Source organism: Bradyrhizobium sp. 61 (assembly GCF_023073075.1).
In the GTDB taxonomy this organism is placed as follows: Bacteria; Pseudomonadota; Alphaproteobacteria; order Rhizobiales; family Xanthobacteraceae; genus Bradyrhizobium; species Bradyrhizobium barranii.
Window position 1 is genome coordinate 874409 of sequence record NZ_JADPIU010000052.1, and the last position, 25676, is coordinate 900084.

At 64.2% G+C, this 25676-nt stretch carries 27 protein-coding genes and 1 other RNA gene; 17 read left to right on the top strand and 11 right to left on the bottom strand.

Annotated features, from left to right (window positions below; genetic code table 11):
- The first annotated feature begins 14 nt into the window (after positions 1-14).
- Entirely contained in the window at positions 15-443 is a 429-nt protein-coding gene (locus IVB46_RS19070) for a universal stress protein (protein ID WP_063981602.1), read from the top strand.
- A 399-nt stretch (positions 444-842) separates the two neighbouring features.
- The gene (locus IVB46_RS19075) at positions 843-1334 is read left to right on the top strand and encodes a DUF417 family protein (protein WP_247303968.1); all 492 of its coding nucleotides are present in this window, start codon (positions 843-845) and stop codon (positions 1332-1334) included.
- A 116-nt stretch (positions 1335-1450) separates the two neighbouring features.
- Here the strand turns inward: IVB46_RS19075 and IVB46_RS19080 are convergent, their stop codons facing one another.
- From IVB46_RS19080 to IVB46_RS19090, 3 genes are all read right to left on the bottom strand, one after another.
- Positions 1451-1948, bottom strand: coding sequence for a GNAT family N-acetyltransferase (locus tag IVB46_RS19080; RefSeq protein WP_247303966.1), 498 nt, complete (start codon positions 1946-1948; stop codon positions 1451-1453).
- A gap of 64 nt (positions 1949-2012) precedes the next feature.
- A complete protein-coding gene (locus tag IVB46_RS19085) occupies positions 2013-3719 on the bottom strand; it encodes an ATP-binding protein (protein ID WP_247303964.1) in 1707 nt (568 codons plus the stop codon).
- The gene (locus tag IVB46_RS19090; RefSeq protein WP_247303963.1) at positions 3716-5230 is read right to left on the bottom strand and encodes an ATPase domain-containing protein; all 1515 of its coding nucleotides are present in this window, start codon (positions 5228-5230) and stop codon (positions 3716-3718) included. Before IVB46_RS19090 ends, IVB46_RS19085 begins: the two co-directional genes overlap by 4 nt.
- A gap of 397 nt (positions 5231-5627) precedes the next feature.
- Between IVB46_RS19090 and IVB46_RS19095 the strand changes: the two genes are divergently transcribed.
- Both IVB46_RS19095 and IVB46_RS19100 read left to right on the top strand, forming a co-directional pair.
- Positions 5628-5894: a hypothetical protein gene (locus IVB46_RS19095; RefSeq protein WP_247304775.1), complete on the top strand. Its 267-nt coding sequence runs from the start codon at positions 5628-5630 to the stop codon at positions 5892-5894.
- Between the two features lie 162 nt (positions 5895-6056).
- Entirely contained in the window at positions 6057-6803 is a 747-nt protein-coding gene (locus tag IVB46_RS19100; protein WP_247303960.1) for an outer membrane beta-barrel protein, read from the top strand.
- A 478-nt stretch (positions 6804-7281) separates the two neighbouring features.
- Here IVB46_RS19100 and IVB46_RS19105 read toward each other — a convergent pair whose 3' ends face one another.
- From IVB46_RS19105 to ssrA, 7 genes are all read right to left on the bottom strand, one after another.
- Complete coding sequence (locus IVB46_RS19105; RefSeq protein ID WP_247303958.1) at positions 7282-9153, bottom strand: ferrous iron transporter B; 1872 nt, start codon at positions 9151-9153, stop codon at positions 7282-7284.
- Between the two features lie 23 nt (positions 9154-9176).
- On the bottom strand, positions 9177-9452 hold the full coding sequence (locus tag IVB46_RS19110; protein ID WP_071910502.1) for a FeoA family protein: 276 nt from the start codon (positions 9450-9452) through the stop codon (positions 9177-9179).
- Positions 9453-9567: 115 nt separating this feature from the next.
- Positions 9568-9822 (bottom strand): ribbon-helix-helix domain-containing protein, encoded by a 255-nt coding sequence (locus IVB46_RS19115; RefSeq protein WP_014493044.1) that lies wholly within the window; start codon positions 9820-9822, stop codon positions 9568-9570.
- Positions 9819-10007, bottom strand: a complete 189-nt coding sequence (locus IVB46_RS19120) for a DUF4169 family protein (protein WP_247303956.1) — start codon at positions 10005-10007, stop codon at positions 9819-9821. Before IVB46_RS19120 ends, IVB46_RS19115 begins: the two co-directional genes overlap by 4 nt.
- Positions 10008-10285: 278 nt before the next feature.
- Positions 10286-11722, bottom strand: coding sequence for a class II fumarate hydratase (gene fumC, locus IVB46_RS19125; RefSeq protein ID WP_247303952.1), 1437 nt, complete (start codon positions 11720-11722; stop codon positions 10286-10288).
- Between the two features lie 101 nt (positions 11723-11823).
- On the bottom strand, positions 11824-12342 hold the full coding sequence (locus IVB46_RS19130; RefSeq protein WP_247303949.1) for a ClpXP protease specificity-enhancing factor SspB: 519 nt from the start codon (positions 12340-12342) through the stop codon (positions 11824-11826).
- A gap of 114 nt (positions 12343-12456) precedes the next feature.
- Positions 12457-12822: a transfer-messenger RNA gene (ssrA, locus tag IVB46_RS19135) on the bottom strand.
- Between the two features lie 96 nt (positions 12823-12918).
- Between ssrA and IVB46_RS19140 the strand changes: the two genes are divergently transcribed.
- The 12 genes from IVB46_RS19140 (at position 12919) to IVB46_RS19195 (ending at position 23635) form a co-directional block, all read left to right on the top strand.
- A complete protein-coding gene (locus IVB46_RS19140; protein ID WP_247303947.1) occupies positions 12919-13524 on the top strand; it encodes a chromate transporter in 606 nt (201 codons plus the stop codon).
- Positions 13521-14051: a chromate transporter gene (locus IVB46_RS19145; protein ID WP_063981614.1), complete on the top strand. Its 531-nt coding sequence runs from the start codon at positions 13521-13523 to the stop codon at positions 14049-14051. The genes IVB46_RS19140 and IVB46_RS19145 overlap by 4 nt, the downstream gene beginning before the upstream one ends.
- A gap of 94 nt (positions 14052-14145) precedes the next feature.
- A complete protein-coding gene (locus IVB46_RS19150) occupies positions 14146-14907 on the top strand; it encodes a tripartite tricarboxylate transporter TctB family protein (RefSeq protein ID WP_071910507.1) in 762 nt (253 codons plus the stop codon).
- 7 nt (positions 14908-14914) lie between these two features.
- On the top strand, positions 14915-16429 hold the full coding sequence (locus IVB46_RS19155; protein WP_028147708.1) for a tripartite tricarboxylate transporter permease: 1515 nt from the start codon (positions 14915-14917) through the stop codon (positions 16427-16429).
- 135 nt (positions 16430-16564) lie between these two features.
- Positions 16565-17545, top strand: coding sequence for a tripartite tricarboxylate transporter substrate binding protein BugD (locus tag IVB46_RS19160; RefSeq protein WP_247303945.1), 981 nt, complete (start codon positions 16565-16567; stop codon positions 17543-17545).
- A gap of 170 nt (positions 17546-17715) precedes the next feature.
- Positions 17716-18510 (top strand): thymidylate synthase, encoded by a 795-nt coding sequence (locus IVB46_RS19165; RefSeq protein WP_247303944.1) that lies wholly within the window; start codon positions 17716-17718, stop codon positions 18508-18510.
- 5 nt (positions 18511-18515) lie between these two features.
- Positions 18516-19001, top strand: a complete 486-nt coding sequence (locus IVB46_RS19170) for a GNAT family N-acetyltransferase (protein ID WP_247303942.1) — start codon at positions 18516-18518, stop codon at positions 18999-19001.
- Complete coding sequence (locus IVB46_RS19175; RefSeq protein WP_081369153.1) at positions 19001-19510, top strand: dihydrofolate reductase; 510 nt, start codon at positions 19001-19003, stop codon at positions 19508-19510. The genes IVB46_RS19170 and IVB46_RS19175 overlap by 1 nt, the downstream gene beginning before the upstream one ends.
- Positions 19511-19664: 154 nt before the next feature.
- Positions 19665-20801: an FtsH protease activity modulator HflK gene (gene hflK, locus IVB46_RS19180; RefSeq protein ID WP_063981619.1), complete on the top strand. Its 1137-nt coding sequence runs from the start codon at positions 19665-19667 to the stop codon at positions 20799-20801.
- The gene (locus tag IVB46_RS19185; protein ID WP_063981620.1) at positions 20798-21694 is read left to right on the top strand and encodes a protease modulator HflC; all 897 of its coding nucleotides are present in this window, start codon (positions 20798-20800) and stop codon (positions 21692-21694) included. Before hflK ends, IVB46_RS19185 begins: the two co-directional genes overlap by 4 nt.
- Positions 21695-21765: 71 nt before the next feature.
- Positions 21766-21972, top strand: a complete 207-nt coding sequence (locus IVB46_RS19190) for a DUF2065 domain-containing protein (protein WP_025038031.1) — start codon at positions 21766-21768, stop codon at positions 21970-21972.
- Between the two features lie 157 nt (positions 21973-22129).
- Positions 22130-23635 (top strand): Do family serine endopeptidase, encoded by a 1506-nt coding sequence (locus IVB46_RS19195; RefSeq protein WP_071910517.1) that lies wholly within the window; start codon positions 22130-22132, stop codon positions 23633-23635.
- Between the two features lie 146 nt (positions 23636-23781).
- On the opposite strand, the gene serB is transcribed toward IVB46_RS19195, so the two are convergent.
- Positions 23782-24687 carry a phosphoserine phosphatase SerB gene (gene serB / locus IVB46_RS19200; RefSeq protein ID WP_247303938.1) on the bottom strand — a complete coding sequence of 302 codons (906 nt, stop codon included), beginning with the start codon at positions 24685-24687 and terminating at the stop codon, positions 23782-23784.
- 11 nt (positions 24688-24698) lie between these two features.
- Here serB and miaA point away from each other — a divergent pair, with 11 nt between their 5' ends.
- Positions 24699-25655 (top strand): tRNA (adenosine(37)-N6)-dimethylallyltransferase MiaA, encoded by a 957-nt coding sequence (gene miaA, locus IVB46_RS19205; RefSeq protein WP_247303937.1) that lies wholly within the window; start codon positions 24699-24701, stop codon positions 25653-25655.
- Positions 25656-25676 lie beyond the last annotated feature (21 nt).

Sequence of the window (25676 nt, forward strand, 5' to 3'; positions counted from 1 at the left end):
GCGGGAGGTGAAGCATGTACCGGCATATTCTCATTCCGACAGATGGGTCGGAGCTAGCGGAGCACGGCGTGGCGCATGGGTTGGCGCTGGCGAAATCCCTTGGAGCCAAGGTATCTCTAATCTTCGTTGTGGAGCCGTTTTCAGAAATGACAGGGCGGTTCCGTGAAGCAGTCGCAACATATGCCGAGCTGCGCAAGGAACAGGCCACGAGCGCGTTGGATCGCGCGGCAAATGCGGCCAAGGAGGCCGGCGTTTCCTGCGAACCGATTCAAGTGGAGAACGGGCAACCCCATCAAGCCATCATCGCAGCAGCCGAGAATAAAGGTTGCGATCTCATCGTGATGTCATCCCATGGCCGCAGCGGACTCTCCATGCTTCTCATCGGTAGCGTGACAAACAAGGTGCTGGCACAGGCGAAAACTCCCGTACTGATTTGTCCGTGAATGTGCGGATCTGCTGACAGAGTTCTCGCTCGCCGCGAGGACTAGAAAACTCAACGGCCGCATAAACCGCCTTGTCTGCTTTCGTCATCTGCGGGCCTTACCTGCCGGTCAGGCCTTGTCGGCCCGGCACCCGGGTAGCCGGTGACAGTGCACTTAACTCGAAGCAGGGGACCCCGTGCGCATCAATTGAATGCACTGTCACCGCAATTGCGGCGACGGCTAGAGCCTGTCGATCCGAAATGCGCGAGTCTCGACCGCGGTGCGAACACGCGCGTTGCACGCAGCTGTGATCGTGGAACCCCGCCACGGATGTAACGACAGACGCTCCCCTCCGAATAGCCCGTAGCGGACGCTTCGTTCGCCAATAGATGGATGCGCAATCCGGGGAGAAATCGTCGCATGATGGGATTCAACGTCGCGGAGAATGGTGGAGGCTCTTATCGTCCGCTCGCCATTCTGCGCTGGGTCATGGTGGTCATATTCGTATCGTTTGGAATGCAGAAATTCACACTGCAATCCGCACAGGGTATCGCCCAGTTCATCAGCCACAGCCCGTTCATCTCCTGGCTGTCGGTATTCGGCCTGAGGGGAGAGGCCTATGTTCTCGGTGTCGCCGAATTCGTGATCGCGGCGCTGCTCGTGGCAGGCAGCTTCAGTCCGGTCTTGTCGGCACTGGGTTCGTTCATGGGCATGGTGACCTTCGCGATCACGTGGTCGTTCTTCTTTACGACGCCGGGCGTCGTCACATGGAGCCTGTCAACCGATCCGATGGCGTGGAATCTGGCCGGCGAGTTCCTGTTCAAGGACATCGTCCTGCTGTGTGTTTGCGTTGTGCTGTTTCTCGCTTCGTTGCCGCAGTCGGTTGTCCGGCTCCGCACCGGCGGAGCGTAAAGCGGCTTTGCGATAGCCCGTAGGACGGGGAGAGCACAGCGAAACCCATCACGCTTCAACGCGCCCGGAAGCAAGGATGGGTTTCGCTTCGCTCTACCCACCCTGCGAGACGCATCTCACCGCCGAGCGCGGTAAATCACGACATCATTGCCATGACGCGTCGTGCTCTTCTCGAGGATGTAATTGGCCTTCTCCAGCACGCGGCGGGATGCGCCGTTGCTGACATAGACAAGGCCGATGAGAGACGGCAGTTCGTGGTGCGACAGCCCAATGTCCGTCAGCGCGATTGCGACCTCGCTCGCAAATCCGCGGCCCCAGAACTCGCGCTTGAATGCGTAGGCAATCTCGATCTCGTCGATGTCGTCCACGAGGATGTGCCGGATGCCCGCTCGCCCGGCGAAGGCGCCGTCCTTCGTTCGCAGCACCCACAGCCCAAAACCGTGCTGGTCCCAATGCGCCATGTTGGTCGCGAGATAGGTCTTGGTGACCTCGGGTGCACGCACGCCGCCGAGATAGCGGGACACCTCGGCATCGAGATGCAGCGTGACGAGGTCTTCGAGGTGGTCTTCGCGAAGCCTCTCGGCGGTCAATCTGTCGGTGCTGAAGCGGTCCATGGAGACTGATAGCCGCTTTGGAGGCCGGTCGTCGATCGCTTTCGCGATGCGACACTGCACGCCATCAGCAGCGGCTGGACCGCTTGGACCCCATGTCGCGCCCGGGTTCTGCCTTTGCCGCGCTGAGCGCCGCGGCCAGCTCGTCGATATGGTAGGGTTTCGGCAGAATCTGCAGACCCGCCAATTCGGCGTCGTGAACTGCGGCTTCGGAGTATCCGCTGGTCAGAAGCACGGGTATGTCGCTTCGCCTTCTCTTGATCTCCCGCGCCAGCTCGACCCCATTCATGCCACCGGGCATCATGACATCGGAAAAGACGAGGTCGACGGCGCGGCCGTCGGCCAGGGCACCGAGCGCGGCCGCGCCACTCGCCGCGTGCGTGACCTCGTAACCGAGCTGGCCCAGCATCTCGCTCACCAGTGCGGCAACCTCGTCATCGTCCTCGACCAGAAGGATGCGGCCATGATTGCTCTTCTTCGGCCGCACCATGTTGAGATCGATCAGGTGTCGCTCCCTGGAAGGAATGCTGAGCGACCGCGGCAAATAGAGTTCGATGCTGGTGCCTCGGCCGACTTCGGATCGAATCCGGACCGTCCCCCGTGACTGCGTCGCGAATCCATGGACCTGGGCAAGCCCGAGCCCCGAGCCCTTTCCGACCTCCTTGGTCGTGAAGAATGGTTCGAAAACGCGTGACAGGATCTCCGGACTCATGCCGACACCGGTATCGACGACGGACAGGCGCACATAGTCTCCGGCGATCTGCTCGTCATTCAGATCGGGCAGATTTTCCCCGCGCACGAGAATCGTGCCGCCATTGGGCATGGCGTCGCGGGCGTTGACGGCGAGGTTGAGGATCACGAGTTCGAGCTCGCCGGGATCGACCTCCACCGGCCAGAGCGTGTCCGGGAAATCGAACTCGACATGGACGTCGCCTCTCAGGCTTCGATCGAGCAGTTCGCGCATGCCGCCCATCTGCGAGGCGACGTCGACGGGCTCCGGCCGGAGCGTCTGCCGGCGGGAGAACGCGAGAAGCTGCCTGGTCAGGCTGGCCCCGCGCTGGGCGGCTTGGACCATCCCGTCCATGAGTCGGCGGCGACGGTCCGGATCGGTCTGGCGGTCGAGCATGTCGAGGCCGCCGGAGATCACCATCAGCAGATTGTTGAAGTCGTGCGCCACCCCGCCGGTCAGCTGTCCGATGGCTTCGATCTTCTGGGCTTGCCGAAGCGTTTCCTCGACCCGGGCACGCTCGTCCATCTCGACGCGCAATTGCTCGACGGCTTCCGCAAGGGCCCGCGTGCGCTCGACCACCAGCGTCTCGAGCTCCTGAGCCGCCTGTTCGCGCGCCGCGAACAGAGCCCGGATTTCATACTGGCGCCGCCGCGCGCGCAGTGCCGATTGAACGGCGCTGGTCAGCGTCATTGGCTGAACCGGCCGTTCGAGCAGCGAGACGTTACGGAGAAGCGCGACAATGCTGCGGCGCCAGGCGAGGACGGCCGGCTGCTCGCGATGGCTGGTCAGGACGACGAAGGGCAGGTCGGACCAGGGCGGCTGGCTCTCGATCCATTGTGCCAGCGGCGAGGTGTCTTTCCCGAACAGAGCTTCCTCGGCAAGGAAAACGGCGCCGACGCCGGCTGCCATCTCGCTGACGAGTTCGGGCAGACTGCGGCAGCTGGTCGCTTCCAGGTGCGAACTCCGGAACAGCTCGACGGAGGCAAGTCCGTCGCGCCCGATCGGAGCAAAGACGAGAACATGGTGATCTCGCTCAACGCTCATTCAACCGACCCTTCGGGCTTAGGTGCCCCGGTATAATGCGGATTGCCGGAAAAGATGCCGCTGAACTCCCTCAGGGGCGGGCCGAGCGTGATGCCGGCGCTGCTAAGCCGAAATTCCCGGATGGTATGCTCGTGTCGGCCGCTGCGCTTCTTGACGACAGACAGAGCGCGCCGCACCGTTCCGCCGACCTCGAAATAGCGCAGCATGACCACGGAATCGCTGAGATAGCTGATGTCGAGAGGCGTATCCATCGGACCGACGAGGCCATGCTGGGCGAGGACCAGGATGGTCAGCACACCCTGCTGCCCCAGGTAGCTCAAGAGTTCGTGCATCTGCAGGATGAGAAATCGCTCGTCGGGCATCGCGGCCAGATAGCCGTTCAGACTGTCGATGATGACGAGGCGGGCATTGTCGGCCTCGACGCTCTTTCGCACGTTTGCGGCGAACTCACCCGGCGACAGCTCGGCGGGATCGATCTGCTGAAACCGGACAAGCCCCGAATCGACGTGTTCTTGCAGGTGCAGGCCAAGTGTCCGGGCGCGCGCTTCGACCGTGCCGCGGCCTTCATCGAACGCGAAGAACACCGCGTGCTCGCCACGTTCGGCCGCCGCGATCGCGTAGGTGAGCGCAACCGATGATTTGCCCACGCCGGCGGCGCCGATGAGCAGCGCATTGGTGCCGCGCTCGAGGCCGCCTCCCAGGAGCTGGTCGAGCTCGGCATTGCCGCTCGGGGTGAAGTCGCCGACGAAGGTCTTGTGATGTTCGGCCGCCACCAGGCGGGGGAATATCTGCAGGCCGCCTCGCTCGATCGTGAAATCGTGAAACCCGCCGCGAAACCGGATGCCGCGCATCTTGATCACGCGGAGCCGGCGCCGCTCGGCGCCGTAATCGATCGCGACCTGTTCGAGCATCACCACGCCGTGCGCAATGGAATGGAGCTGCAAATCGTCCTGAGATGACGAAAGATCGTCGAGCAGGACCACTGTGCAATTGCGGTTGGTGAAAAAATGTTTCAGGGCCAGCACTTGGCGCCTGTAACGAAGCGGGTTCTGGGCAAGCAGGCGCAGTTCGGACAGGCTGTCGAGCACGACGCGGTTGGGATTGACCCGCTCGACTTCCCTAAAGATCAGGCCGGTCGTCTCGCTCAGCTCCATTTCGGCGGGATGAAACACCGTGAGCTCGCGCTCCGGATCGAGCGTCGTCTCCGGCGGAACCAGTTCGAAGATGTCGATGCCGTCCAGCGTCCAGCCGTGCCGCTGTGCCACGACGTCCAGCTCGCGCTTGGTTTCGGACAGCGAAATGTAGAGCACGCGCTCTCCGTCCCGCACCCCCCTCAGCAGGAACTGAAGCGCGATGGTGGTTTTGCCCGTGCCGGGCTGCCCCTCGTAGAGATACATCCGGTTGGCGTCGAAGCCGCCTCCCAGGATGTCGTCCAGGCCGGCGCTGCCGGTCGATATTCTGGACAGCTCTCGGGGCGCACTGTCCGCAACAGTGCTGGATGGACTGCTCATTGGTTTCCCTTGACGCTTCGAGAGAAGGGCGCCACCGCCCCTGCACGAGCTCCGGGGCTCGCACTCGGTTAAGCCGAACGGCCTTGGAACGAACTCTCAGCTCGGCGCCGGGTTCCCTGCTCATGGGGAGGCGGTCGGCCCTGATCACGACGCCGATCCAGCCCGAAGACGGTATCGCACCGCCACTCGCAGGACGGAGACGGTCGCGAGCCGGATGTCGCTGAAGCCGACGATGCCATCGTGCTCCTGTGTTGCCCGACGGGTCAACCGATCCTCAGTTCGCAGCCCGGCGCGTCAAGCGTTCGCAGTCAAGTCGCTGCTTGATCTGAATCAAACAGGCGGACGATGGCCGCACCACAACGCGACTCCAGGGACTGGTGACATGTTGGTGTGCGCAATGAGTCCGACCTGGTACGTCACCTTCGAAGTGCAACGGCGAGGCGTTCTGCCGAGACAACGAAGTCCGCGCGAGACGAGGACCTTCGCGACTGAGCATGAAGCCAAGCTGTTTGCGCGCGCCAAGCGCGATGAGGGACTTTCCGTCTTTGCAGGCACGATCAACCCGCACCTGCCGAAGCGGGTGATCCCATCCTCCGGCATCGGCGCGTGGCTTGCTGACGAACAGGACGGTGCTGGAGCGCACGGCACTTCAAAGACTGACTAAGCACTCTTCTGTGCACAGCGATGGCCCTCGGGTGTTGCCATTTTGATACGAGCCCAAAATCCCCTCGCGCGTAAACTTCAGGATGTTCGCAAGCTTTATGCACGCCAGCCTGCATTAGGGCTCGCTTCTGACCAAAGAAATTTGAGCAAAGGGGACGAAACGATGAAAAAGCTTTCGATCGCGACGATCGGCTTCGCGGCGCTGAGCATGGCGGCTCCGGCCATGGCGGCCGATATGGCCGTCAAGGCGCCGCCGCCGGCACCGGTGATGGCGGTTTACAATTGGACCGGGTTCTACATCGGCGCCAACGGAGGCTGGGGGCAGAGCCACGGTTGCGTCGATTTGATAACGCCCGCAGGCAACGTCGCAAGTGGTTGCGCCGATCGCTCCGGAGGCCTCGCCGGCGGACAGATCGGGTATCGCTGGCAGACCAATCAGTTCGTGCTCGGCCTGGAAGCCCAGGGCGATTGGGCCGAGATCAAGAACACGCGCGTCAGTTTGATCGATCCGTTGATCTCGACCACGGGCAAGACCGATGCCATCGGGCTGTTCACGGCTCAGCTCGGTTGGGCATGGAACGCCTCACTGCTCTACGTGAAGGGCGGCGCCGCCGTGACGCGCAATCGCTTTGACATCTTCAACAATGTCACCGGCGTCGGCCTCGCCTCGGCGGGTCACACGCGCTGGGGCGGTGCCCTGGGTGTCGGCTGGGAGTATGGCTTCACCCCGAACTGGACGGTCGGTGTCGAATACGACCACCTCTGGATGGGGCGTGACAACACCTCCTTCGCAGGCGTGGTCACACCCGGTGGGTTCACCCTCACCGGCAGCGGAGTCACCCAGGATATCGACATGGTCACGGTTCGCGTGAACTATCGCTTCGGCGGTTACGGCGCGGCGCGCTATTGATCCAAAGTCTTCCCGGTGAACTCAGGCCCCGGCATCGACCGGGGCCTTTTTCATGGGGGAGCGAAAGCAAACGCGCGGATGTCCGGCATCAATTCCTGCGGTTATGTTTGCCAGTAATGATGAGGCACCGGAGGAGGCCTTGCGTCGCCTCCATTTGATTTGTTGATTTTGGTTCGGACCGAACGCGTCCAGTCGTGTGGTGGCGCAGTCGAGGTGGCAATCCCGGGAGGATGCCATCATGCTCCTGTTTTGCCCGACGGCGCAACCGGCACGCCGTAGTCCGTAGCCCGGATGGAGCGAAGCGCAATCCGGGAATCCTCGATCGGATGCGCTTTCCCGGATTTCGCTGCGCTCCATCCGGGCTACGTCTGTTTCCTCGGACGTATCAACGACTTCACCGACGTCACCGGGCGCTGGCGCGGTAAACGCCGCCTACTGTGCATGGGGTTGTTTTCGCAATTTTAGTTTGGAGAGGGCGCTACCCCGCGCCGAGCGCGACCGCGACGTTGTAGGTCAGAAGGCTCGCGGCATAAGCCAGCACCAGCATGTAGAAGAACGTCACGGCCATCCAGGTCCAGCTTCCGGTCTCGCGCCGGATCACGGCGAGCGTGGATGCGCATTGCGGGGCGAAGATGTACCAGGCCAGCATCGACAGCGCGGTGGCGAGCGACCATTTCGTCGCCAGCACCTGGCCGATCTGCTCGGCGGCTTCCTTGCCGCCTTCGATCGCATAGACGGTGCCGAGGGCTGCGACCGCGACCTCGCGCGCCGCCATGCCCGGGATCAGCGCGACCGCGATCTGCCAGTTGAAGCCGACCGGCGCGAGCAGCGGCTCGAGCGCCTTGCCGATGATCGCGGCCAGGCTGAAGTCGATCGCCGGCTCGGTGGCGCCCGCGGGCGGCTGCGGGAACGAGGCCAGAAACCAGATCAGCACCATCATCGAGAAGATCGTGGTGCCGGCGCGGTGCAGAAACATTTTCGCCCGCGTGTAGACGCCGATCGCGATCGATTTCAGCCGCGGCATCTTGTAGTCCGGCAGCTCCAGCATGAATGGCGCCGGCGCATAGTCGCGCAGCATGAAGAATTTGATCAGGAACGAGACCGCAAGCGCGCTGGTGATGCCGGCGGCGTAGAGGCCGAACATCACGAGGCCCTGGAGGTTGATGAAGCCCCAGACGTCCCTGGCCGGAATGAAGGCAGAGATGATCAGCGTATAGACGGGAATGCGCGCCGAGCAGGTCATCAGCGGCGCGATCAGGATCGTGGTCAGCCGGTCGCGCTTGTTGTCGATCACGCGCGTCGCCATGATGCCGGGAATGGCGCAGGCAAAGCTCGACAGCAGCGGAATGAAGGCGCGGCCGTGCAGGCCGGCGCCGCCCATGATGCGGTCCATCAGGAACGCGGCGCGCGCCATGTAGCCGAAGTCTTCCAGCAGCAGGATGAACAGGAAGATGATGATGATCTGCGGCAGGAACACGATGACGCTGCCGACGCCTGATATCACGCCGTTCTGAAGGAAGCTCTGCAAGAGGCCGGCGGGCAGGGTGGCGTGCACGAACTCGCCGAGCGCGTCGAAGCCGTTGTTGAGCAGGTCCATCAGCGGCTGCGCCCAGGCGAACACCGCCTGGAACATCACGAATAAGATCAGCGCAAGCACGATGAGCCCGCCGACGGGATGCAGCACCACGGCATCGATCCGCGCAGTCCAGGTGTCGGGTCTAGCAGGCAGGCTGACGCAGTCGGCGATGATGCGATCGGCCTCGCGCTGGGTGGCGCGCAGCTCGGCGACGCTGAGCGCGCGCCAGCTGTTCTCCCGCGGCTCCGCGGCGAGTTTCGCCGAGATCTCGTCCGTCAGCGCCAACAGGTCGGCCGTGCCGCTCTTGCGCACCGCGATCGAGGTGACCACGGGCACGCCGAGCTCCTTGGCGAGCCGCTCCACGTCGACGGTGATGCCGCGCCGGCTCGCGATGTCGAACATGTTGAGCACGAGGACCATCGGCCGGCCGGTGCGCTTCAGCTCCAGCAGCAGGCGGAAGGTCAGGCGCAGATTGGTCGAGTCGGCCACGCACAGCACGAGGTCGGGCACGGTCTCGCCGGACGCCTTGCCGAGCACGAAGTCACGGGTGATCTCCTCGTCCGGGCTGCGTCCGCGCAGCGAGTAGGTGCCGGGCAGGTCGACCACCGAGACCTGGCGTCCCAGGGGCGTGACGAAGAAGCCTTCCTTGCGCTCGACGGTGACGCCGGGATAGTTCGCGACCTTCTGTCGGCTGCCGGTCAGCGCGTTGAACAGCGACGTCTTGCCGCTGTTCGGCGTGCCCACCAGGGCGAGATGCAGCAGAGGAGCTTCCATGGGATCGGATTTCCGGTCGCTATCTAGGCGACAATGATGGCCATGGCTTCACGACGGCGGACCGCAATCGTGATGTTGTCGACACGGACGGCGATCGGGTCGCGCCCGACCAGGCCCTCGTGCAGGACCTCGACCCGGGCGCCCTCGACGAAGCCGAGCTCGATCAGCCGGCTCTCGAGCTCGATGTCCGAGAGCGCCGAGCCCGCATCCCTGGCGGAAAGATGTTGGATGACGCCGATATAGCCGCGCTGGGCCAGGCCCAGCGGCATCCGCGAACGCGTGTCATTGGTGTCGGTCATGCCCTGTATTTTCAACGCAGGGCAGTGAGGTCAAGCGCGCGGGTCGGCTGAAACTGCACCTTAGAGTGATTTTAAAGTGCAGAACCGTGAGGCGCCGTTGGGGGACGCCCAACGGCTACTGAGCCGGGACCTTTTCCGGCTGGATGGCGGCCATGGCGCGGCTCTTGAAGTAGTCGAGGACGAACAGGCGGATCGCCGAGGACAGATTGCCCTGCTGGCGGTTGCCGTCGATCTCGCCGACCAGCTCGGACAGCGTCATGTTGCGCAGGCCCGAGATCTCCTTCATGCCGTTCCAGAACGCCTCTTCCAGGCTGACGCTGGTCTTGTGGCCGGCGACCACGATCGACCGTTTCACCACGGGCGACTTCATGACTGATCCTCGCGATCGATCTGATGCTGGTCCAGACGCGCCTTCGCCTGGTCCGCGCGCGTCTCCTCCGCCGACCGCTCCGCCTTCGTGCGGCCGAACTTCGCCCGATTGGTGTCCGCCTGCTTCGCCGATGCTTCCCGCTCGGCGCGCTTCCTGAAACGATTCAGGTTGATGACGTTCCCCATGCCGCGTCTCCATCATCCGCTCCTCTTCTGGCAGGATGAAACATTCAGAAACTGGGTGCCGTGTTGCGCCCTATGAGACTTGATCGCCATTCGCTCGTCCTCGTCAATTGGCCCCTCGGGCCATCAAACGATGAATTAGCCCCGTCAAAGGGCAGAGAGGCCTGCGTAGCACGCCGCCTCGCCACAACATTGACGGTAATCAAATCCCGGCCCTTAGGCCTTATATTTATGAGCCCCAGGGCACCGTATCATTACGGATGACTATCGGAATTCGGAATTCATCCAGGCCGCGTCATTTTCTCCGGCTGCACCAGCCGGTCGAACTCGTCGGCCGAGACGAAGCCGAGCCGCAGCGCCTCCTCCTTCAGCGTGGTGCCGTTGGCATGCGCGGTCTTCGCCACCTTGGCGGCGTTGTCGTAGCCGATCTTCGGGGCGAGCGCGGTCACCAGCATCAGCGAGCGCTGCATCAGCTCCCTGATGCGCTTTTCGTCGGCGCGGATGCCGCTGACGCAATGTTCGGTGAAGGAGCGCGCGGCGTCCGCCATCAGCCGGATCGAGTGCAGCATGTTGTAGGCGAGCACGGGCTTGTAGACGTTGAGCTCGAAATGACCCTGGCTGCCGGCGACTGTGATCGCAGTGTGATTGCCGAATACCTGGCAGCACACCATCGTCATCGCCTCGCACTGCGTCGGGTTGACCTTGCCGGGCATGATCGAGGAGCCCGGCTCGTTCTCCGGCAGGATCAGTTCGCCGAGGCCCGAGCGCGGGCCCGATCCGAGCAGGCGGATGTCGTTGGCGATCTTGAACAGGCCTGTCGCGACGGAATTGATGGCGCCGTGCGCCAGCACATAGGCGTCGTTCGAGGCCAGCGCCTCGAATTTGTTGGCGGCGCTGGTGAAGGGCAGCTTCGTAATCCCGGTAACGTGCTTTGCGAACAGTCTTGCGAAGCGCGGCTTGGAGTTGAGGCCGGTGCCGACGGCGGTGCCGCCCTGGGCCAGCGGATAGAGGTCCTTCACCGCCACCTTGAGGCGGGCGATGCCGCTTTCGACTTGCGCGGCGTAGCCGGAAAATTCCTGGCCGAGCGTCAGTGGCGTCGCGTCCTGGGTGTGTGTCCGCCCGATCTTGACGATTTTTGCGAACTCCTTCTCCTTCTTGCGGAGCGCGCGCAGCAGCTCGCCGAGGGCAGGGACGAGATCGGCATTGATGCGGCTTGCGGCCGCGATGTGCATCGCGGTCGGGAACGAGTCGTTCGACGACTGGCTCATGTTGACGTGATCGTTGGGATGCACCGGCTTCTTGGCGCCGAGCTCGCCGCCGAGCAGCTCATTGGCGCGGTTGGCGATGACCTCGTTGAGGTTCATGTTGCTCTGTGTGCCCGAGCCGGTCTGCCACACGACCAGCGGGAAATGATCGTCCAGCTTGCCCTCGATCACCTCGCGCGCGGCGCGGATGATGGCGTTGGCCCGGCGCTGGTCGAGCAGGCCGAGCGCGAGGTTGGATTGTGCGGCGGCGAGCTTGACGATGCCGAGCGCATGCACGAGCTCGATCGGCATGCGGTCGATGCCGATGCGGAAATTCTGGCGCGAGCGTTCGGTCTGCGCCCCCCAATAGCGATCGGCGGGGACCTCGATGGGACCGAAACTGTCGGTCTCGGTGCGGCTGGCGGGGCGGGCAGTCTTCGAGCGAGCGGTGTTCGAGCGAGCAGTCTTGGCCATGAGCACATCCATTCTGCGGCGCGGAATTCCGCGCAGCCTCTTCATGTGCTCTTCTATATCGGCAGTTTGGCCGGGCGCGACCGTTTCGGGTCCAACCTAGATCATTTCTTGCGGAAACGATCGAGCCGCACCACCTCGGCGCCGCCCTGGTTCGGGGCGGTCGGCTCCTCGGCACTTTCGGCCGGCTCACTGGCAGGCGCGGGCACTGCGACGGTCGACGGCGCGGGAGCGGCCGGCAATGTCTCGGGCGACACCTCGGCGACATCGGAGGTGTCGAACTGGAGGCCGAACTTCACGGACGGATCGAGGAAGCTCTTGATCGCGCTGAACGGCACGATCAGCCGCTCCGGAATGCCTCCGAAGGACAGGCCGACCTCGAAACGGTCCTCGAGCACGGTCAGATCCCAGAACTGGTGCTGGAGGATGATCGTCATCTCTTCCGGGTATTGCGCCAGGAGCCGCGACGACAGCTTCACGCCCTCGGCTTTCGACACGAAGGTGATGAAGAAATGGTGCTCGCCCGGCAGTCCATGGGACGCGGCATCGGTCAGCACCTTCCGCAGCACGCCGCGCAGCGCGTCGCGGGCCAGCACATCGTATCGGATATGATCGGTCGCCATGGTGGTCCTGTTGCATTCCAGGAGTTGGGCCCTGCCGGCCCGACTCGCCAAGCCGCAATAGTACCGCGCCTGACGGGTCAGCAGGAGTCCCCGCCGGGAAGGAAATAAGAGGTAAGTGGAGGCTTCTGTTGCCAGGTGCCTCCGAACCCCGCCTAACGGAGCTTAACCCGTTAGGACTTTAAGATGGTCTTTCAAACTGCGTTACGCAGCCTGAGCAACCGGAGCAAAGTTGTCGTTGGCAACTATTGCAGTAGCCCGATAACGGCGGAACAATACCGGGAAAAAGCACGCCCTTTACGCCCTCGTCGATCCTATTTCGCCCCCGCCAAAACCCGCTCTGGGTGAGCCCGCTGGTGGGCTTTGGTGGAGGCGCCGGGTACCGCCCCCGGGTCCGAATGGTTTATTGCGACGACCGTTTATTTCCATAGCCGGCGAACCGGCACCCCCAATATAGGGGGCAAAGGTTTCAAATGACAGGTGTTTCGAGCGGCGATCCCACGGTTCCCTTTGGATAGGTTCCGGCCGGGCCTCGGTATGATCTTGGCCCTGGGACGGCCAGCGTTCTAAGCTCCTGACATGTCCACGGATTCAGCACCGGCCGCCCAAGAGCCGGACCATCCAGCCGCCCACGCTCCTCCGCCCGGCCTCGTCGCGCTGTTCCTGGCCTTCGCCCAGATGTCGCTGGCCGGCTTCGGCGGGGTGCTGGTGTTTGCCCGCCACGCCATCGTCGATCAGCACCGCTGGATGACGGCGGACGAGTTCAACGAGACCTTTGCGCTCTGCCATTTCCTGCCCGGGCCCAACATCGTCAACCTGTCGATGGTGTTCGGGTCGCGGCTGCGCGGCATCGCCGGCGGCGTTGCCGCCTTTACCGGGCTGTTGCTGCCGCCGACGGTGATCATGACCGTGCTTGCGATCATCTACGCCCGGTTCGGCGACGTAGAAGTGCTGCGCCGGATCCTCGCGGGCATCTCCTGCGCGGCGGTCGGGCTGCTGATCGCGGTGGTCTTCCGCATGATGATGCCATTGCTCAAGCGGATGGACGTCGTCGTGCTCATTCTCATGCTCGGCGTGTTCGTTGCGATCGGCGTGCTTCGCCTGCCGCTCCAGGCGGTGCTGCTGGTCGCGATCCCCGTCAGTATCGGCGTCACATATTGGGTGCGGCGGAAGGTAGCAGCATGAACAGCGAAAACCCGATCTGGGCGCTGATCTCCACCTTTGGTCTAATGTCGCTGTTCGCAGTCGGCGGCGCTGCGGCGGCGGTACCGGAGATGCACCGCATCGCGGTCGACGTGCATCACTGGATGACCGAGAAGCAGTTCGCCGACGCCTATGCGATCGCACAGCTCTCGCCAGGTCCGAACGTACTTATCGTCACGTTAATCGGCTATGCCGTCGCCGGCATCCCCGGCGCGCTGGCGGCAACGCTGGCGATGTGCCTGCCGACGGCGCTGCTTGCCTATTATGTCAGCCGTCTGCTGAGCCGGCCCAGCCAATCGCGCTGGCCCGCCTTGATTCAGACTGCACTGGTTCCGCTATCGATTGGATTGATGGCAGCCAGCGCCCTGATCCTGGCCCAGTCGACCGATCGCACCTTTGCTGCGCTGCTTCTGACCGCGGCGGTTGCAGTGCTCGCGTCCGTCTCGCGCATCAATCCACTCTGGCTTCTGCTCGCCGGAGGCCTGATTGGTTTTGCTGGCATTGTGTAATGAAAATCGCTAGGCAGTGATCCGGGCGGGGGATCCTTTTCCAGCCGATTAGAACAACAGTGCTCGTGACTTAGGAGTCGCGGAGGAGACAAGCATGGCCGACACGATGGGCCACTCGGCGACTGCCACCCGAAACACCTCGGTGGCGATCGGCTTCTGCCTGCTGGCGATTGCGCCGCAGATTTTCGAATTCATCTGGTCGATCGGGACGATCTTCGGCTGGGGTGCCGGGCGCGGCCCACTGCAGGTCGTAACCGGCCATGCGACGGCGCTGCTCGCCGGCGCGCCCAGTGCAATATTCGGATCGTTCGGTGGCGGCGCCAAGAAGGCGTCATCTGATGTGCTGCTGGCGCTGATCTACTCCTATCCGCTGTTTGCGGTGGCGATCCTCACGCTGTTCATGACGATCCGGTCGGCGCAGGACTATGTCGGCGGCGTCATCCTGATGGCGCTCGCCCTGTTCGCGCTGTGGGCGTCGAGCGATCTGCAGGGCATGCGCGGCTTCTCCTTCGGCGCCGGCACGGCACCGCGGATGTTTGGTGGATTGCTGGTGGCCTTGTCGGCCGGCATCGCCTTGACCGGCCTTTTGACCGATGGGCCGGCGATGGCCCATTATTCCTGGCGCGGGCCTCTGTTCGTGATGGTCGCGATCCTGTTTTTCGCGCTGGCGATCCGGCCGCTCGGCCTCGTGGTCACGGCCTTCGTGAGCTTCATGATTGCAGCGCTGGGCTCGCATGAGACGCGCTGGCTGGAGGCCGCCATCGTCGGCGCCTGCCTGACGCTCGGCTGCGCAATCCTGTTCCCGTACGTGCTCGGGTTGCCGATGCCGATGTTCCCGCGTTTCCTGGTTCAGTGAGGGTGTAATGGAGCTCTTTGCCAACCTCGCTCACGGTTTTGCCGTCGCGTTCTCTCCGATCAACCTGCTGATGTGCCTGATCGGCGCCCTCGTGGGCACGCTGGTCGGCGTGTTGCCGGGCATCGGCACCATCGCAACGGTCGCGATGCTGCTGCCGATCACTTTCGGCCTGCCGCCGGTCGGCGCGCTGATCATGCTCGCCGGCATCTATTATGGCGCCCAGTACGGCGGCTCGACCACGTCGATCCTGGTCAACATACCCGGTGAGGCGACCTCGGTCGTCACCGCCATCGACGGCCACCAGATGGCCAAGCAGGGCCGCGCCGGCCCGGCGCTGGCGATCGCCGCGATCGGCTCGTTCTTCGCCGGCTGCGTTGCGACCGTTTTGATCGCCGTCCTCGGCGCGCCGCTCACGAAGCTCGCGCTGGCGTTCGGTCCGGCCGAGTATTTCTCGCTGATGGTGCTCGGCCTGATCTTCGCGGTGGTGCTGGCCAAAGGCTCGGTGCTGAAGGCGATCGCGATGATCGTGTTCGGCCTGCTGCTCTCGATCGTCGGCTCGGACATCGAGACCGGCGCCTCGCGCATGGCCTTCAACATTCCGGAGCTCGCCGACGGCCTCGGCTTCGCGACGGTAGCGATGGGTGTATTCGGCTTCGCCGAGATCATCCGCAATCTCGACGCCGGCGCCGAGATGAATCGCGATCTCGTGCAGCAGAAGATCACCGGCCTGATGCCGACCAGGAAAGACCTGACCGACTCGGCGCCTGCGATCCTGCGCGGCACGGTGCTCGGCTCGATCCTCGGCATTCTGCCGGGCGGCGGCGCGGTCATCGCGTCGTTTGCCGCCTATACGCTCGAGAAGAAGCTCGCCAAGAACCCGTCGCGGTTCGGCCGCGGCGCGATCGAGGGCGTGGCGGGGCCGGAAAGCGCCAACAACGCCGCGGCGCAGACCTCGTTCATTCCGCTGCTGACGCTCGGCATCCCGCCGAACGCGGTGATGGCGCTGATGGTCGGCGCGATGACCATCCACGGCATCGTGCCGGGCCCGCAGGTCATGCAGAAGCAACCGGATCTGGTCTGGGGCATGATCGCCTCGATGTGGATCGGCAATCTGATGCTGATCATCATCAACCTGCCGCTCGTCGGAATCTGGGTGCGGCTGCTGCGCGTGCCTTACCGGCTGATGTTCCCCTCGATCGTGATCTTCTGCGCGATCGGCATCTACTCGGTGAACAACGCACCGGTCGACGTCATCCTCGCGGGCGTCTTCGGTCTGGTCGGCTACTGGCTGATCAAGCACGATTTCGAGCCGGCGCCGCTGCTGCTCGGCATGGTGCTCGGACCGCTGATGGAAGAGAACCTGCGTCGTGCGCTGCTGATCTCGCGCGGCGACTGGAGCGTGTTCCTGACGCGTCCGTTGTCGGCGGTGCTGCTGGCGATCGCGGCGTTTCTGCTGATCCTCACGGTCCTGCCCGTGCTGCGCGCCAAGCGCGACGAGGTGTTCACCGAATCCGAGAACTGACCGCGCCTGCGTCGTCGCGGCGCCCTGCGTCCGCACGCCGCATTCGGAAGTCGAATCGACTTGTGTGACCGCTTCGTGAAATGAAAATGCCGGCCCTGTGGCCGGCATTTTTGTTTTACGTCCGAGGGGATCGAGATGACTTCCATTCGCGCGCTTGCGGGCGCATGTGCTGCGGCGTTCGCATCGTTGTGCGGCTTTGTCGCACCGGCGGAGGCGCAGACCTATCCGACGCGCAGCATCACCATGATCGTGCCGTTCGCGGCCGGTGGACCGACCGACGTGATTTCGCGCATCGTCACCGGGCACATGGCGCAGACGCTCGGACAGATCATCATCATCGAGAACGTGGTCGGCGCCGGCGGCACCACCGCGACCACGCGCGCTGCGCGCGCGGCCAATGACGGCTATACGCTCATTACCGGGCATATGGGCACGCATGCCGCCTCCGTGCCGCTCTATCCGAAACTCGCCTACCACCCCGAAAAGGATTTTGAGCCGGTCGCGCTGCTCGCGGGCACGCCGATCCTGATCCTGGCGCGCAAGGACTTTCCGCCGAAAGACCTCAAGGAGTTCGTCGCCTACGTGAAAGCGAACGCCGAGAAGGTCAATGCCGCGCATGCCGGCGTCGGCTCGGTCTCGCACGTCTCCTGCGAGCTCCTGCACTCGATCCTCGACATCAAGCCGGTCGGCGTGCCCTTCAACGGCACGGGCCCCGCGATGAATGCGCTGGTGGCCGGACAGGTCGACTACATGTGCGACCAGATCGTCAATGCGGTGCCGCAGATCAATGCCGGCACCATCAAGGCCTATGCGATCGCGACGGCCGAGCGCAATCCGTCGCTGCCGAACGTGCCGACCACGGCGGAGGCCGGCCTGCCTGCATTCCAGGCCCAGGCCTGGAACGCGATGTTCGCGCCGAAGGGAACTTCGCCCGCGATCATCGCGAGCCTGAATGCCGCCGCCATCAAGGCGCTCGACGACGAGACCGTGAAGAAGCGCCTGCTCGAGCTCGGCAGCGTCATTCCGGGTCCCAAGGACCGGACGCCGGAGGCGCTGGCGACCCTCGTCAAGAACGAGATCGCGAAGTGGACCCCGGTGCTCAAGCCGGCAACTTAACCAGCACTTTCAAGCCGATAGGCGAGGGGCGGGACGCAAGTTCCGCCCCTTGTTGTTTGCACCGGGAACAGTCACTTTTCGGGGTATAATGGGCTTAAACAGCGAATCGCTGCTGTCGTAGCGCGGGGCGCGCCGTTAAGTTCGCCGCCTCCCCAAAGGCTCAATGGCACATGCACCAGTATCAGGACCTGCTCGAGCGGATTCTTTCAGACGGCGCCGAGAAGACCGACCGGACCGGCACCGGCACGCTGTCGGTGTTCGGCCATCAGATGCGCTTCAACCTGTCTGCCGGCTTCCCGATGCTGACCACCAAGCGGCTGCCGCTGAAGGCGATCGTGCATGAGCTGTTGTGGTTCCTGAAGGGCGACACCAACATCAAATATCTGCGCGACAACGGCGTCACCATCTGGGACGAGTGGGCGGACGCCGATGGCAATCTCGGGCCGGTCTACGGCCATCAATGGCGTTCCTGGCCCACGGCCGACGGGCGCAGCATCGACCAGATCGCCAATGTCATCGAACTGATCAAGCGCACCCCGGATTCGCGCCGGCTGATCGTCACCGCCTGGAATCCCGCCGACGTCGAGAAGATGGCGCTGCCGCCCTGCCACCTGCTGTTCCAGTTCTATGTCGCTAACGGCAAATTGTCCTGCCAGCTCTATCAGCGCTCGGCCGACGTCTTCCTCGGCGTGCCCTTCAACATCGCGTCCTATGCGTTGCTCACGATGATGGTCGCACAGGTCACGGGGTTGAAGCCCGGCGACTTCGTCCACTCGCTCGGCGACACCCATCTCTATTCCAATCACCTGGAGCAAGCGCGGCTCCAGCTCACGCGCGCGCCGCGGACGCTGCCGGTGATGCGGATCAATCCCGATGTGAAGGACATCTTCTCCTTCCGCTACGAGGATTTCGAGCTTGTCGGCTACGACCCGCATCCGCACATCAAGGCGGAAGTCGCGGTCTAGCGCAGATGTCGTTGACCATCCGCCGCGTGCGCGCCGGTGAAGCCGGGCTCGCTCTTGCCTTCATCCGCGAGCTTGCCGAATACGAAAAGCTTTCGCACGAGGTCGAGGCGACCGAGGCGATGATTGCGGAAGCGCTGTTCGGCGAGCGTCCGCAGCTCTATTGCGCGATTGCCGAGTGGAACGGCGAGCCCGTCGGCTTTGCGGTCTGGTTCGTCAATTTCTCCACTTTCAGCGGCCGTCACGGCATCTATCTCGAAGATCTCTATGTGCGGCCGTCGCATCGGGGCAAGGGCCTCGGCAAGGCGCTGCTGGTCTATCTCGCCAGGGAGTGCGTCGACAACGGCTGGTCGCGGCTGCAATGGGCGGTGCTCGACTGGAACGCGCCGTCGATCGCGTTCTACAAATCGCTCGGCGCCGTCATGATGGACGACTGGACGCTGTGCCGCGTTACCGGCCCTGCGCTGACACGGCTTGCAGGGGGCGCGTCCTGATGGAGATCGTCTTCGTCGTAGCGATCGCGGAGAACGGCGTCATCGGCGCCGGCAACGGGTTCCCGTGGCGATTGAAATCCGATATGGCGCGCTTCAAGGCGCTCACGATCGGCAAGCCCGTGATCATGGGCCGCAAGACCTTCGAAACCCTGCGCCGGCCGCTTCCTGGCCGTACCAACATCGTCATCACGCGCGATGCGGATTATCGCGCCAATGGCGCCATCGTCACGACATCGGCTGCCGATGCGGGCGCGGTTGCGCTTGGCGATGCCCTGCGGCGTTCGGTCGCCGAGATCGCGGTGATCGGTGGCGCCGAGATCTATCGGCAATGGCTCGATCGCGCCGATCGCCTCGAAATCACCGAAGTGCATGCGCGTCCCGAAGGCGACACGCATTTCGACATCGACAAGGCAGAGTGGGATGAGGTTGAGCGCATCCGGCATCCTGCCGGACCCGACGACAGCGCCGACTACTCCTATGTGACATATCGTCGGCGGGCGGGCAATTAACCGCATTCGTCAATGTTTACATTGACTTTTTCGTGCCCGAGCATAGCTCGAAGGACAGCCCGGGCCGCGTTGTAAGGGACTTGCCTGTCCCCTATAAAGCCGGACCGGACAAAGCGGGCGGGGGCGATTTTCACCCTGCCGAGGAGAGCGTCGAATGCCGTGGAAGAATCAGGGCGGTGGCCCATGGGGCTCGGGTCCGAAGGGACCATGGGGCAACGGCCCGCAACCGGTCGGGCCAAGGCCGCCGGATCTGGAAGACCTTCTGCGGCGCGGCCAGGACCGCCTCCAGCAGATCATGCCGGGCGGCTATTTCTCCGGCATCGGCATCACGCTGATCGTCCTGCTCATCATCGCGTTCTGGCTGCTGTCGGGCTTCTTCCGGGTGCAATCCGAAGAGCTCGGCGTCGTGCTGCGCTTCGGCAAGCATGTCCGCACCGTGCAGCCGGGTCTGAACTATCATCTGCCCTATCCGATCGAAACCGTGCTGCTGCCGAAGGCGTTGCGCGTCAACACGATCTCCATAGGCATGACGCTGATCGACGATCCGGCGCGGCGCGGCCGCTCCATTCGTGACGTGCCGGAAGAGAGCCTGATGCTGACCGGCGACGAGAATATCGTCGACGTCGACTTCACCGTGCTCTGGCGCATCAAGCCGGACGGCGTCGGCGACTTCCTCTTCAACATCCAGAATCCCGAAGGCACCGTGAAGGCGGTCTCCGAGAGCGCGATGCGCGAGGTGATCGGCCGTTCGCAGATCCAGCCGATCCTGACCGGGGCGCGCAACGTTACCGAACAGGGCGTGCAGGAGTTGATCCAGAGGACCCTGGACAGCTACGGCGCCGGTATTCTCATCAGCCAGGTGCAGATGCAGAAGGTCGACCCGCCGGCGCAGGTGATCGACGCGTTCCGCGACGTCCAGGCGGCGCGCGCCAATCTCGAGCAGTTGCAGAACGAGGCGCAGACCTACGCCAACCAGGTCGTGCCGCAGGCACGCGGACGTGCGGCGCAGATCACGCAGGCTGCCGAAGGCTACAGGGAGCAGACGGTCGCCGAGGCCAAGGGCCAGAGCTCGCGCTTCCTGAAGGTTTACGAGGAATACAAGAAGGCGCCCGACGTGACGCGTGAACGGATCTATCTGGAGACGATGGAGCGCGTGCTCGGCGGCGCCGACAAGCTCGTCTATGACGGCGGCCCCTCGGGCCAGGGCGTCGTGCCCTATCTGCCGCTCAGTGAGTTGACAACCAAGCGGCCGCCTACCACCGGTCAGCAGTCGAGCGGAGGCAACCGATGAGGTCTCCGGTCACAGGTATCGTCACGCTGCTCGCCCTCCTGCTCGTCGTGATCGTCGGCTACATGTCGCTGTTCACGGTGCAACAGACCGAGCAGACCATCGTGCTGCAGTTCGGCCGTCCCGTCGACGTCGTCACCGCGCCCGGCCTGCACTTCAAGGCGCCGTGGAATTCGGTGATCAACATCGACAAGCGGATCCTCGATCTGGAGAACCCGTCGCAGGAAGCGATCGCGTCCGACCAGAAGCGGCTCGTGGTCGACGCCTTCGCGCGTTACCGCATCAAGGACGCGCTGCGCTTCTACCAGAGCGTCGGCTCGATCCAGGCCGCCAACATCCAGCTCACCACGCTCCTGAACGCGGCGCTGCGCCGCGTGCTCGGCGAGGTCACCTTCATCAACGTGGTGCGCGACGACCGCGAGAAGCTGATGCAGCGCATCCGCGACCAGCTCGATCGCGAGGCCGACGGCTACGGTATCCAGGTCGTCGACGTCCGGATCCGCCGCGCCGACCTGCCGGAGCAGAACAGCCAGGCGGTCTACCAGCGCATGAAGACCGAGCGCGAGCGCGAAGCCGCCGAGTTCCGTGCCCAGGGCGGCCAGAAGGCACAGGAGATCCGCTCCAAGGCCGACCGCGAGGCGACCGTGATCGAGGCGGAAGCCAAATCGCAGGCCGAGCAGATCCGCGGCGTCGGCGACGCCGAGCGCAACCGCCTGTTCGCGGAAGCCTACGGCAAGGACGCCGACTTCTTCGCCTTCTACCGGTCGATGACAGCCTATGAGAACGGGCTGCGCGCGAACGACACCCGCTTCCTGCTACGGCCGGACTCGGATTTCTTCCGGTTCTTTGGTAACCCGTCCGGCAAGACGGCGACCGAGACGCCGGCGAAGCCGTGAGCTAGACAGAGGGCGGCAGTTCTGCCGCCCTTCGTCCAGACAAGAACAGCACTACGGGAGGTTCCATTCCGATGAGGTCCATTGCGTTCGCCGACTTCCTCATCGGCTTAGGCATCCTGTTCGTGCTGGAAGGCTTGATGTTCGCGGCAAGTCCGAACTGGATGCGCAAGGCCATGAAAAGCGCCATCGCCACGCCGGACAATATCCTGCGGGCCGTTGGGATCGGTTCGGCCGTGGCCGGCCTGGTCTTGATCTGGGTTATGCGCCGTCCGATTTAGGCGTCACGCCAACGCCAAAGTGAAGGCGAGAGACTGGTTTTCGCCGTATTATCCGGGTCTTGAGGCCCGTTAAGCTCCGCGCTTGCGCCGTCCCCCCGTTCGAGCGCAGTCTTGGAGGCGAATCCTTGGCGCCTGATCCTTTTCTCTGGAGATACCAATGACCGCTGCCACCATTGCCCCGACCCGCTTGCGCTTAGGGCTGGCCGCGCTCGCCGTCAGTGCATTCAGCGCGTTCGGCACGCCGGCCCTTGCGCGTGGCCCGGACGGGATCGCCGACGTCGCCGAGAAGGTGATCGACGCGGTCGTCAACATCTCGACCTCGCAGACCGTCGAAGCCAAGGGCGGCGGCGGCGGCAGCAACACCATGCCGCAACTGCCGCCCGGCTCGCCCTTCGAGGAGTTCTTCGACGACTTCTTCAAGAACCGCCGCGGCCCCGGCGGCGGCAGCAAGGGTGGCGAGCGCGGTGACAACCCGCCCCGCAAGACCAACTCGCTCGGCTCCGGCTTCATCATCGACACCGCTGGCGTCGTCGTCACCAACAACCACGTCATCGCGGACGCCGACGAGATCAACGTCATCCTCAACGACGGCACCAAGATCAAGGCCGACCTGGTTGGCGTCGACAAGAAGACCGACCTCGCCGTGCTGAAGATCAAGCCGCCGAAGCCGCTGGTGGCAGTAAAGTTCGGCGACTCCGACAAGCTGCGCCTCGGCGACTGGGTGATCGCGATCGGCAATCCGTTCAGCCTCGGCGGCACGGTAACGGCCGGTATCGTCTCGGCCAAGAACCGCGACATTTCCTCGGGGCCGTATGACAGCTATATCCAGACCGACGCTTCCATCAACCGCGGCAATTCCGGCGGTCCGCTGTTCAACCTCGATGGCGACGTCATCGGCGTCAACACGCTGATCATCTCGCCCTCCGGCGGCTCGATCGGCATCGGCTTTGCCGTGCCCTCGAAGACGGTTGTCGCCGTGGTCGATCAGCTCCGCCAGTTCGGCGAACTGCGCCGCGGCTGGCTCGGCGTGCGCATCCAGAGCGTCACCGACGAGATCGCCGAGAGCCTCAACATCAAGCCCGCGCGCGGCGCGCTGGTCGCCGGCGTCGATGACAAGGGCCCGGCCAAGCCCGCCGGCATCGAGCCCGGCGACGTCGTCGTCAAGTTCGACGGCAAGGACGTCAAGGATCCCAAGGATCTCTCCCGCGTCGTCGCCGACACGGCGGTCGGCAAGGAAGTGGATGTCGTCATCATCCGTAAGGGCCAGGAGGAAACCAAGAAGGTCACGCTCGGCCGTCTCCAGGATCCCGACAAGGTGCAGGCCGCGGTGAAGACCGACGAGCCGGCGCCCGAGAAGCCGGTGACGCAGAAGGCGCTCGGTCTCGATCTTGCCGCGCTCAGCAAGGATTTGCGCACGCGCTACAAGATCAAGGACAGCGTCAAGGGCGTGGTCGTCACCAATGTCGACGCCAATTCGGACGCTGCCGAGAAGCGCCTCTCCGCCGGCGACGTCATCGTCGAGGTTGCGCAGGAGGCCGTCTCCAGCGGCGCCGACATCCAGAAGCGGGTCGACCAGCTCAAGAAGGACGGCAAGAAGTCCGTGCTGCTGCTCGTCTCCAACGCCGACGGCGAGCTGCGTTTTGTGGCGCTGAGCGTGCAGTAGTCGCCGCACAATCCAGTAGGGTGGGCAAAGCGAAGCGTGCCCACCATCTTTCCACCATTGCGGCAAGAGTGGTGGGCACGGCGCAAGTGCGCCTTTGCCCACCCTACGGCCGCTGGGCGTGCCGCAAGTGCTGACGACGGGAGAGGCTAAGCCTCCACGAACTCGTCCCGCCGATACCCCTGCGCGTAGAGCAGCGCGGTGAGATCGCCATGGTCGATCCGCGCGGCGGCCGCAGCCGCGACCGCTGGCTTGGCGTGATACGCCACGCCCAGTCCCGCCGCCTGGATCATCGCGAGATCGTTGGCGCCGTCGCCGACCACGACGGAGTCGATGTCGTCGAGATCGAACGACTCCATCAGATCCACCAGCGTCGCAAGCTTTGCCGCGCGGCCCAAAATCGGCTCCTTGACCTCGCCGGTGAACTTGCCGTCGCGGACAACGAGCTCGTTGGCGCGGTTCTCCTGGAAGCCGATCTTGGCGGCGACCGCGCGCGTGAACAGCGTGAAGCCGCCGGAGACGAGACAGGTATAGGCGCCATGGGCGCGCATGGTCGCGACCAGTTCGCGGCCGCCCGGCGTCAGCGTGATGCGCTTGGCCAGCACCTCGTTGACCACGCTGGCGGGAAGGTCCTTCAGCAGCGCGACGCGCTCGCGCAGCGCCGGCTCGAACTCGATCTCGCCGCGCATCGCGCGTTCCGTGATGGCGGCCACGTGGGCCTTCATTCCGACGAGATCAGCGAGCTCGTCGATGCATTCCTGGCCGATCATGGTGGAATCCATGTCGGCGAGAAAAAGCTTCTTGCGCCGGAAGCCGACTGGCTGCACCACGATGTCGATGGGAAGGTCGCCGCGAAGCTCGCGCAACCGCTGTTCGATGGCGTGACGGTCGCCTTGGAGGTTATCCTGCGCGCCGAAGGGAATGTCGACCGCAACCCCGTCGAACAGCCAGTGCGCAGGTTGCGCCTGGGGCAGCACGGCGCGGGCGCCGTCGACGATGGTGCTGTCGAGCGCGGGATTGTCGGGATTGCAGATCAGCGTGGCGACGAGGGACATTTGAGGTTTTCGTGAGCGAGGGACAAGTCAGCAGAAGACATGTTGGCAAGGCCGTGCTTATCGCAGGCCCGACCGCCAGCGGCAAGTCGGCGCTGGCGCTCGAGCTTGCCCTGAGTACGGGCGGAATCGTCATCAATGCCGATTCCATGCAGGTCTATCGTGACCTCCGCATCATCACCGCGCGCCCCACGCATGGCGAGGAAGGACGCGCGCCGCACCGTCTCTACGGCCACGTCGATGCGGCCGTGAATTTCTCGGCCGGCGCATGGGTGGTCGACGCGACGAAGGCGCTGGAAGAGGCGAAAGCCGAAGGCCGCCTGCCGATCTTCATCGGCGGCACGGGCCTTTATTTCAAGGCGCTGACGGCGGGCCTCTCCGTGGTGCCGCCCATTCCCGCCGAAACACGTGAGGACGTGCGCGCGCGGCTGGAGCGGAACGGCGTCGAGGCGCTGCATGAGGAACTTGCACGCCGTGATCCGCGCGCCGCCGAACGATTGAACCTGCGCGACCGCACCCGGATCGCGCGCGCGCTCGAAGTGGTCGAAGCGACGGGCCGTTCGCTGCTCGACTGGCACCATGAAGGCCAGCCGCCGCTGCTGCCCAAGGACAGTTTTCGCGCGGTGTTTCTCGCCCCCGAGCGCGACGAGCTCTATGCCCGCATCGATGCCCGTTTCGATGCCATGCTCGGTGCCGGCGCGTTGAGGGAGGTGGAGTGGCTCGCCGCCAGACATCTCGATCCGCTGCTGCCGGCGATGAAAGCCCATGGCGTGCCGGCCCTGATCCGGCATCTGCGCGGTGAGATCGGCCTGGACGAGGCGGCCACGATCGGTCGTGCCGACACCCGCCACTACGCCAAGCGGCAATTCACCTGGTTCCGGCACCAACTGCCCGAGTTCGAATGGGTGAAGCCGGAGGAGGCGAGGGGGTGGCTTGCCGCCATCGTGAATGCGGCCCGAGACCCCGGCTGACGCGCTTTTGTACCCGGGTTC

Excerpts from the sequence above, each read along its gene's own strand:
- IVB46_RS19070 (WP_063981602.1), top strand. The coding sequence starts at position 15 with ATGTACCGGCATATTCTCATTCCGACAGATGGGTCGGAGCTAGCGGAG.
- IVB46_RS19075 (WP_247303968.1), top strand. The coding sequence starts at position 843 with ATGATGGGATTCAACGTCGCGGAGAATGGTGGAGGCTCTTATCGTCCG.
- IVB46_RS19080 (WP_247303966.1), bottom strand. The coding sequence starts at position 1,948 with ATGGACCGCTTCAGCACCGACAGATTGACCGCCGAGAGGCTTCGCGAA.
- IVB46_RS19085 (WP_247303964.1), bottom strand. The coding sequence starts at position 3,719 with ATGAGCGTTGAGCGAGATCACCATGTTCTCGTCTTTGCTCCGATCGGG.
- IVB46_RS19090 (WP_247303963.1), bottom strand. The coding sequence starts at position 5,230 with ATGAGCAGTCCATCCAGCACTGTTGCGGACAGTGCGCCCCGAGAGCTG.
- IVB46_RS19095 (WP_247304775.1), top strand. The coding sequence starts at position 5,628 with ATGAGTCCGACCTGGTACGTCACCTTCGAAGTGCAACGGCGAGGCGTT.
- IVB46_RS19100 (WP_247303960.1), top strand. The coding sequence starts at position 6,057 with ATGAAAAAGCTTTCGATCGCGACGATCGGCTTCGCGGCGCTGAGCATG.
- IVB46_RS19105 (WP_247303958.1), bottom strand. The coding sequence starts at position 9,153 with ATGGAAGCTCCTCTGCTGCATCTCGCCCTGGTGGGCACGCCGAACAGC.
- IVB46_RS19110 (WP_071910502.1), bottom strand. The coding sequence starts at position 9,452 with ATGACCGACACCAATGACACGCGTTCGCGGATGCCGCTGGGCCTGGCC.
- IVB46_RS19115 (WP_014493044.1), bottom strand. The coding sequence starts at position 9,822 with ATGAAGTCGCCCGTGGTGAAACGGTCGATCGTGGTCGCCGGCCACAAG.
- IVB46_RS19120 (WP_247303956.1), bottom strand. The coding sequence starts at position 10,007 with ATGGGGAACGTCATCAACCTGAATCGTTTCAGGAAGCGCGCCGAGCGG.
- fumC (WP_247303952.1), bottom strand. The coding sequence starts at position 11,722 with ATGGCCAAGACTGCTCGCTCGAACACCGCTCGCTCGAAGACTGCCCGC.
- IVB46_RS19130 (WP_247303949.1), bottom strand. The coding sequence starts at position 12,342 with ATGGCGACCGATCATATCCGATACGATGTGCTGGCCCGCGACGCGCTG.
- IVB46_RS19140 (WP_247303947.1), top strand. The coding sequence starts at position 12,919 with ATGTCCACGGATTCAGCACCGGCCGCCCAAGAGCCGGACCATCCAGCC.
- IVB46_RS19145 (WP_063981614.1), top strand. The coding sequence starts at position 13,521 with ATGAACAGCGAAAACCCGATCTGGGCGCTGATCTCCACCTTTGGTCTA.
- IVB46_RS19150 (WP_071910507.1), top strand. The coding sequence starts at position 14,146 with ATGGCCGACACGATGGGCCACTCGGCGACTGCCACCCGAAACACCTCG.
- IVB46_RS19155 (WP_028147708.1), top strand. The coding sequence starts at position 14,915 with ATGGAGCTCTTTGCCAACCTCGCTCACGGTTTTGCCGTCGCGTTCTCT.
- IVB46_RS19160 (WP_247303945.1), top strand. The coding sequence starts at position 16,565 with ATGACTTCCATTCGCGCGCTTGCGGGCGCATGTGCTGCGGCGTTCGCA.
- IVB46_RS19165 (WP_247303944.1), top strand. The coding sequence starts at position 17,716 with ATGCACCAGTATCAGGACCTGCTCGAGCGGATTCTTTCAGACGGCGCC.
- IVB46_RS19170 (WP_247303942.1), top strand. The coding sequence starts at position 18,516 with ATGTCGTTGACCATCCGCCGCGTGCGCGCCGGTGAAGCCGGGCTCGCT.
- IVB46_RS19175 (WP_081369153.1), top strand. The coding sequence starts at position 19,001 with ATGGAGATCGTCTTCGTCGTAGCGATCGCGGAGAACGGCGTCATCGGC.
- hflK (WP_063981619.1), top strand. The coding sequence starts at position 19,665 with ATGCCGTGGAAGAATCAGGGCGGTGGCCCATGGGGCTCGGGTCCGAAG.
- IVB46_RS19185 (WP_063981620.1), top strand. The coding sequence starts at position 20,798 with ATGAGGTCTCCGGTCACAGGTATCGTCACGCTGCTCGCCCTCCTGCTC.
- IVB46_RS19190 (WP_025038031.1), top strand. The coding sequence starts at position 21,766 with ATGAGGTCCATTGCGTTCGCCGACTTCCTCATCGGCTTAGGCATCCTG.
- IVB46_RS19195 (WP_071910517.1), top strand. The coding sequence starts at position 22,130 with ATGACCGCTGCCACCATTGCCCCGACCCGCTTGCGCTTAGGGCTGGCC.
- serB (WP_247303938.1), bottom strand. The coding sequence starts at position 24,687 with ATGTCCCTCGTCGCCACGCTGATCTGCAATCCCGACAATCCCGCGCTC.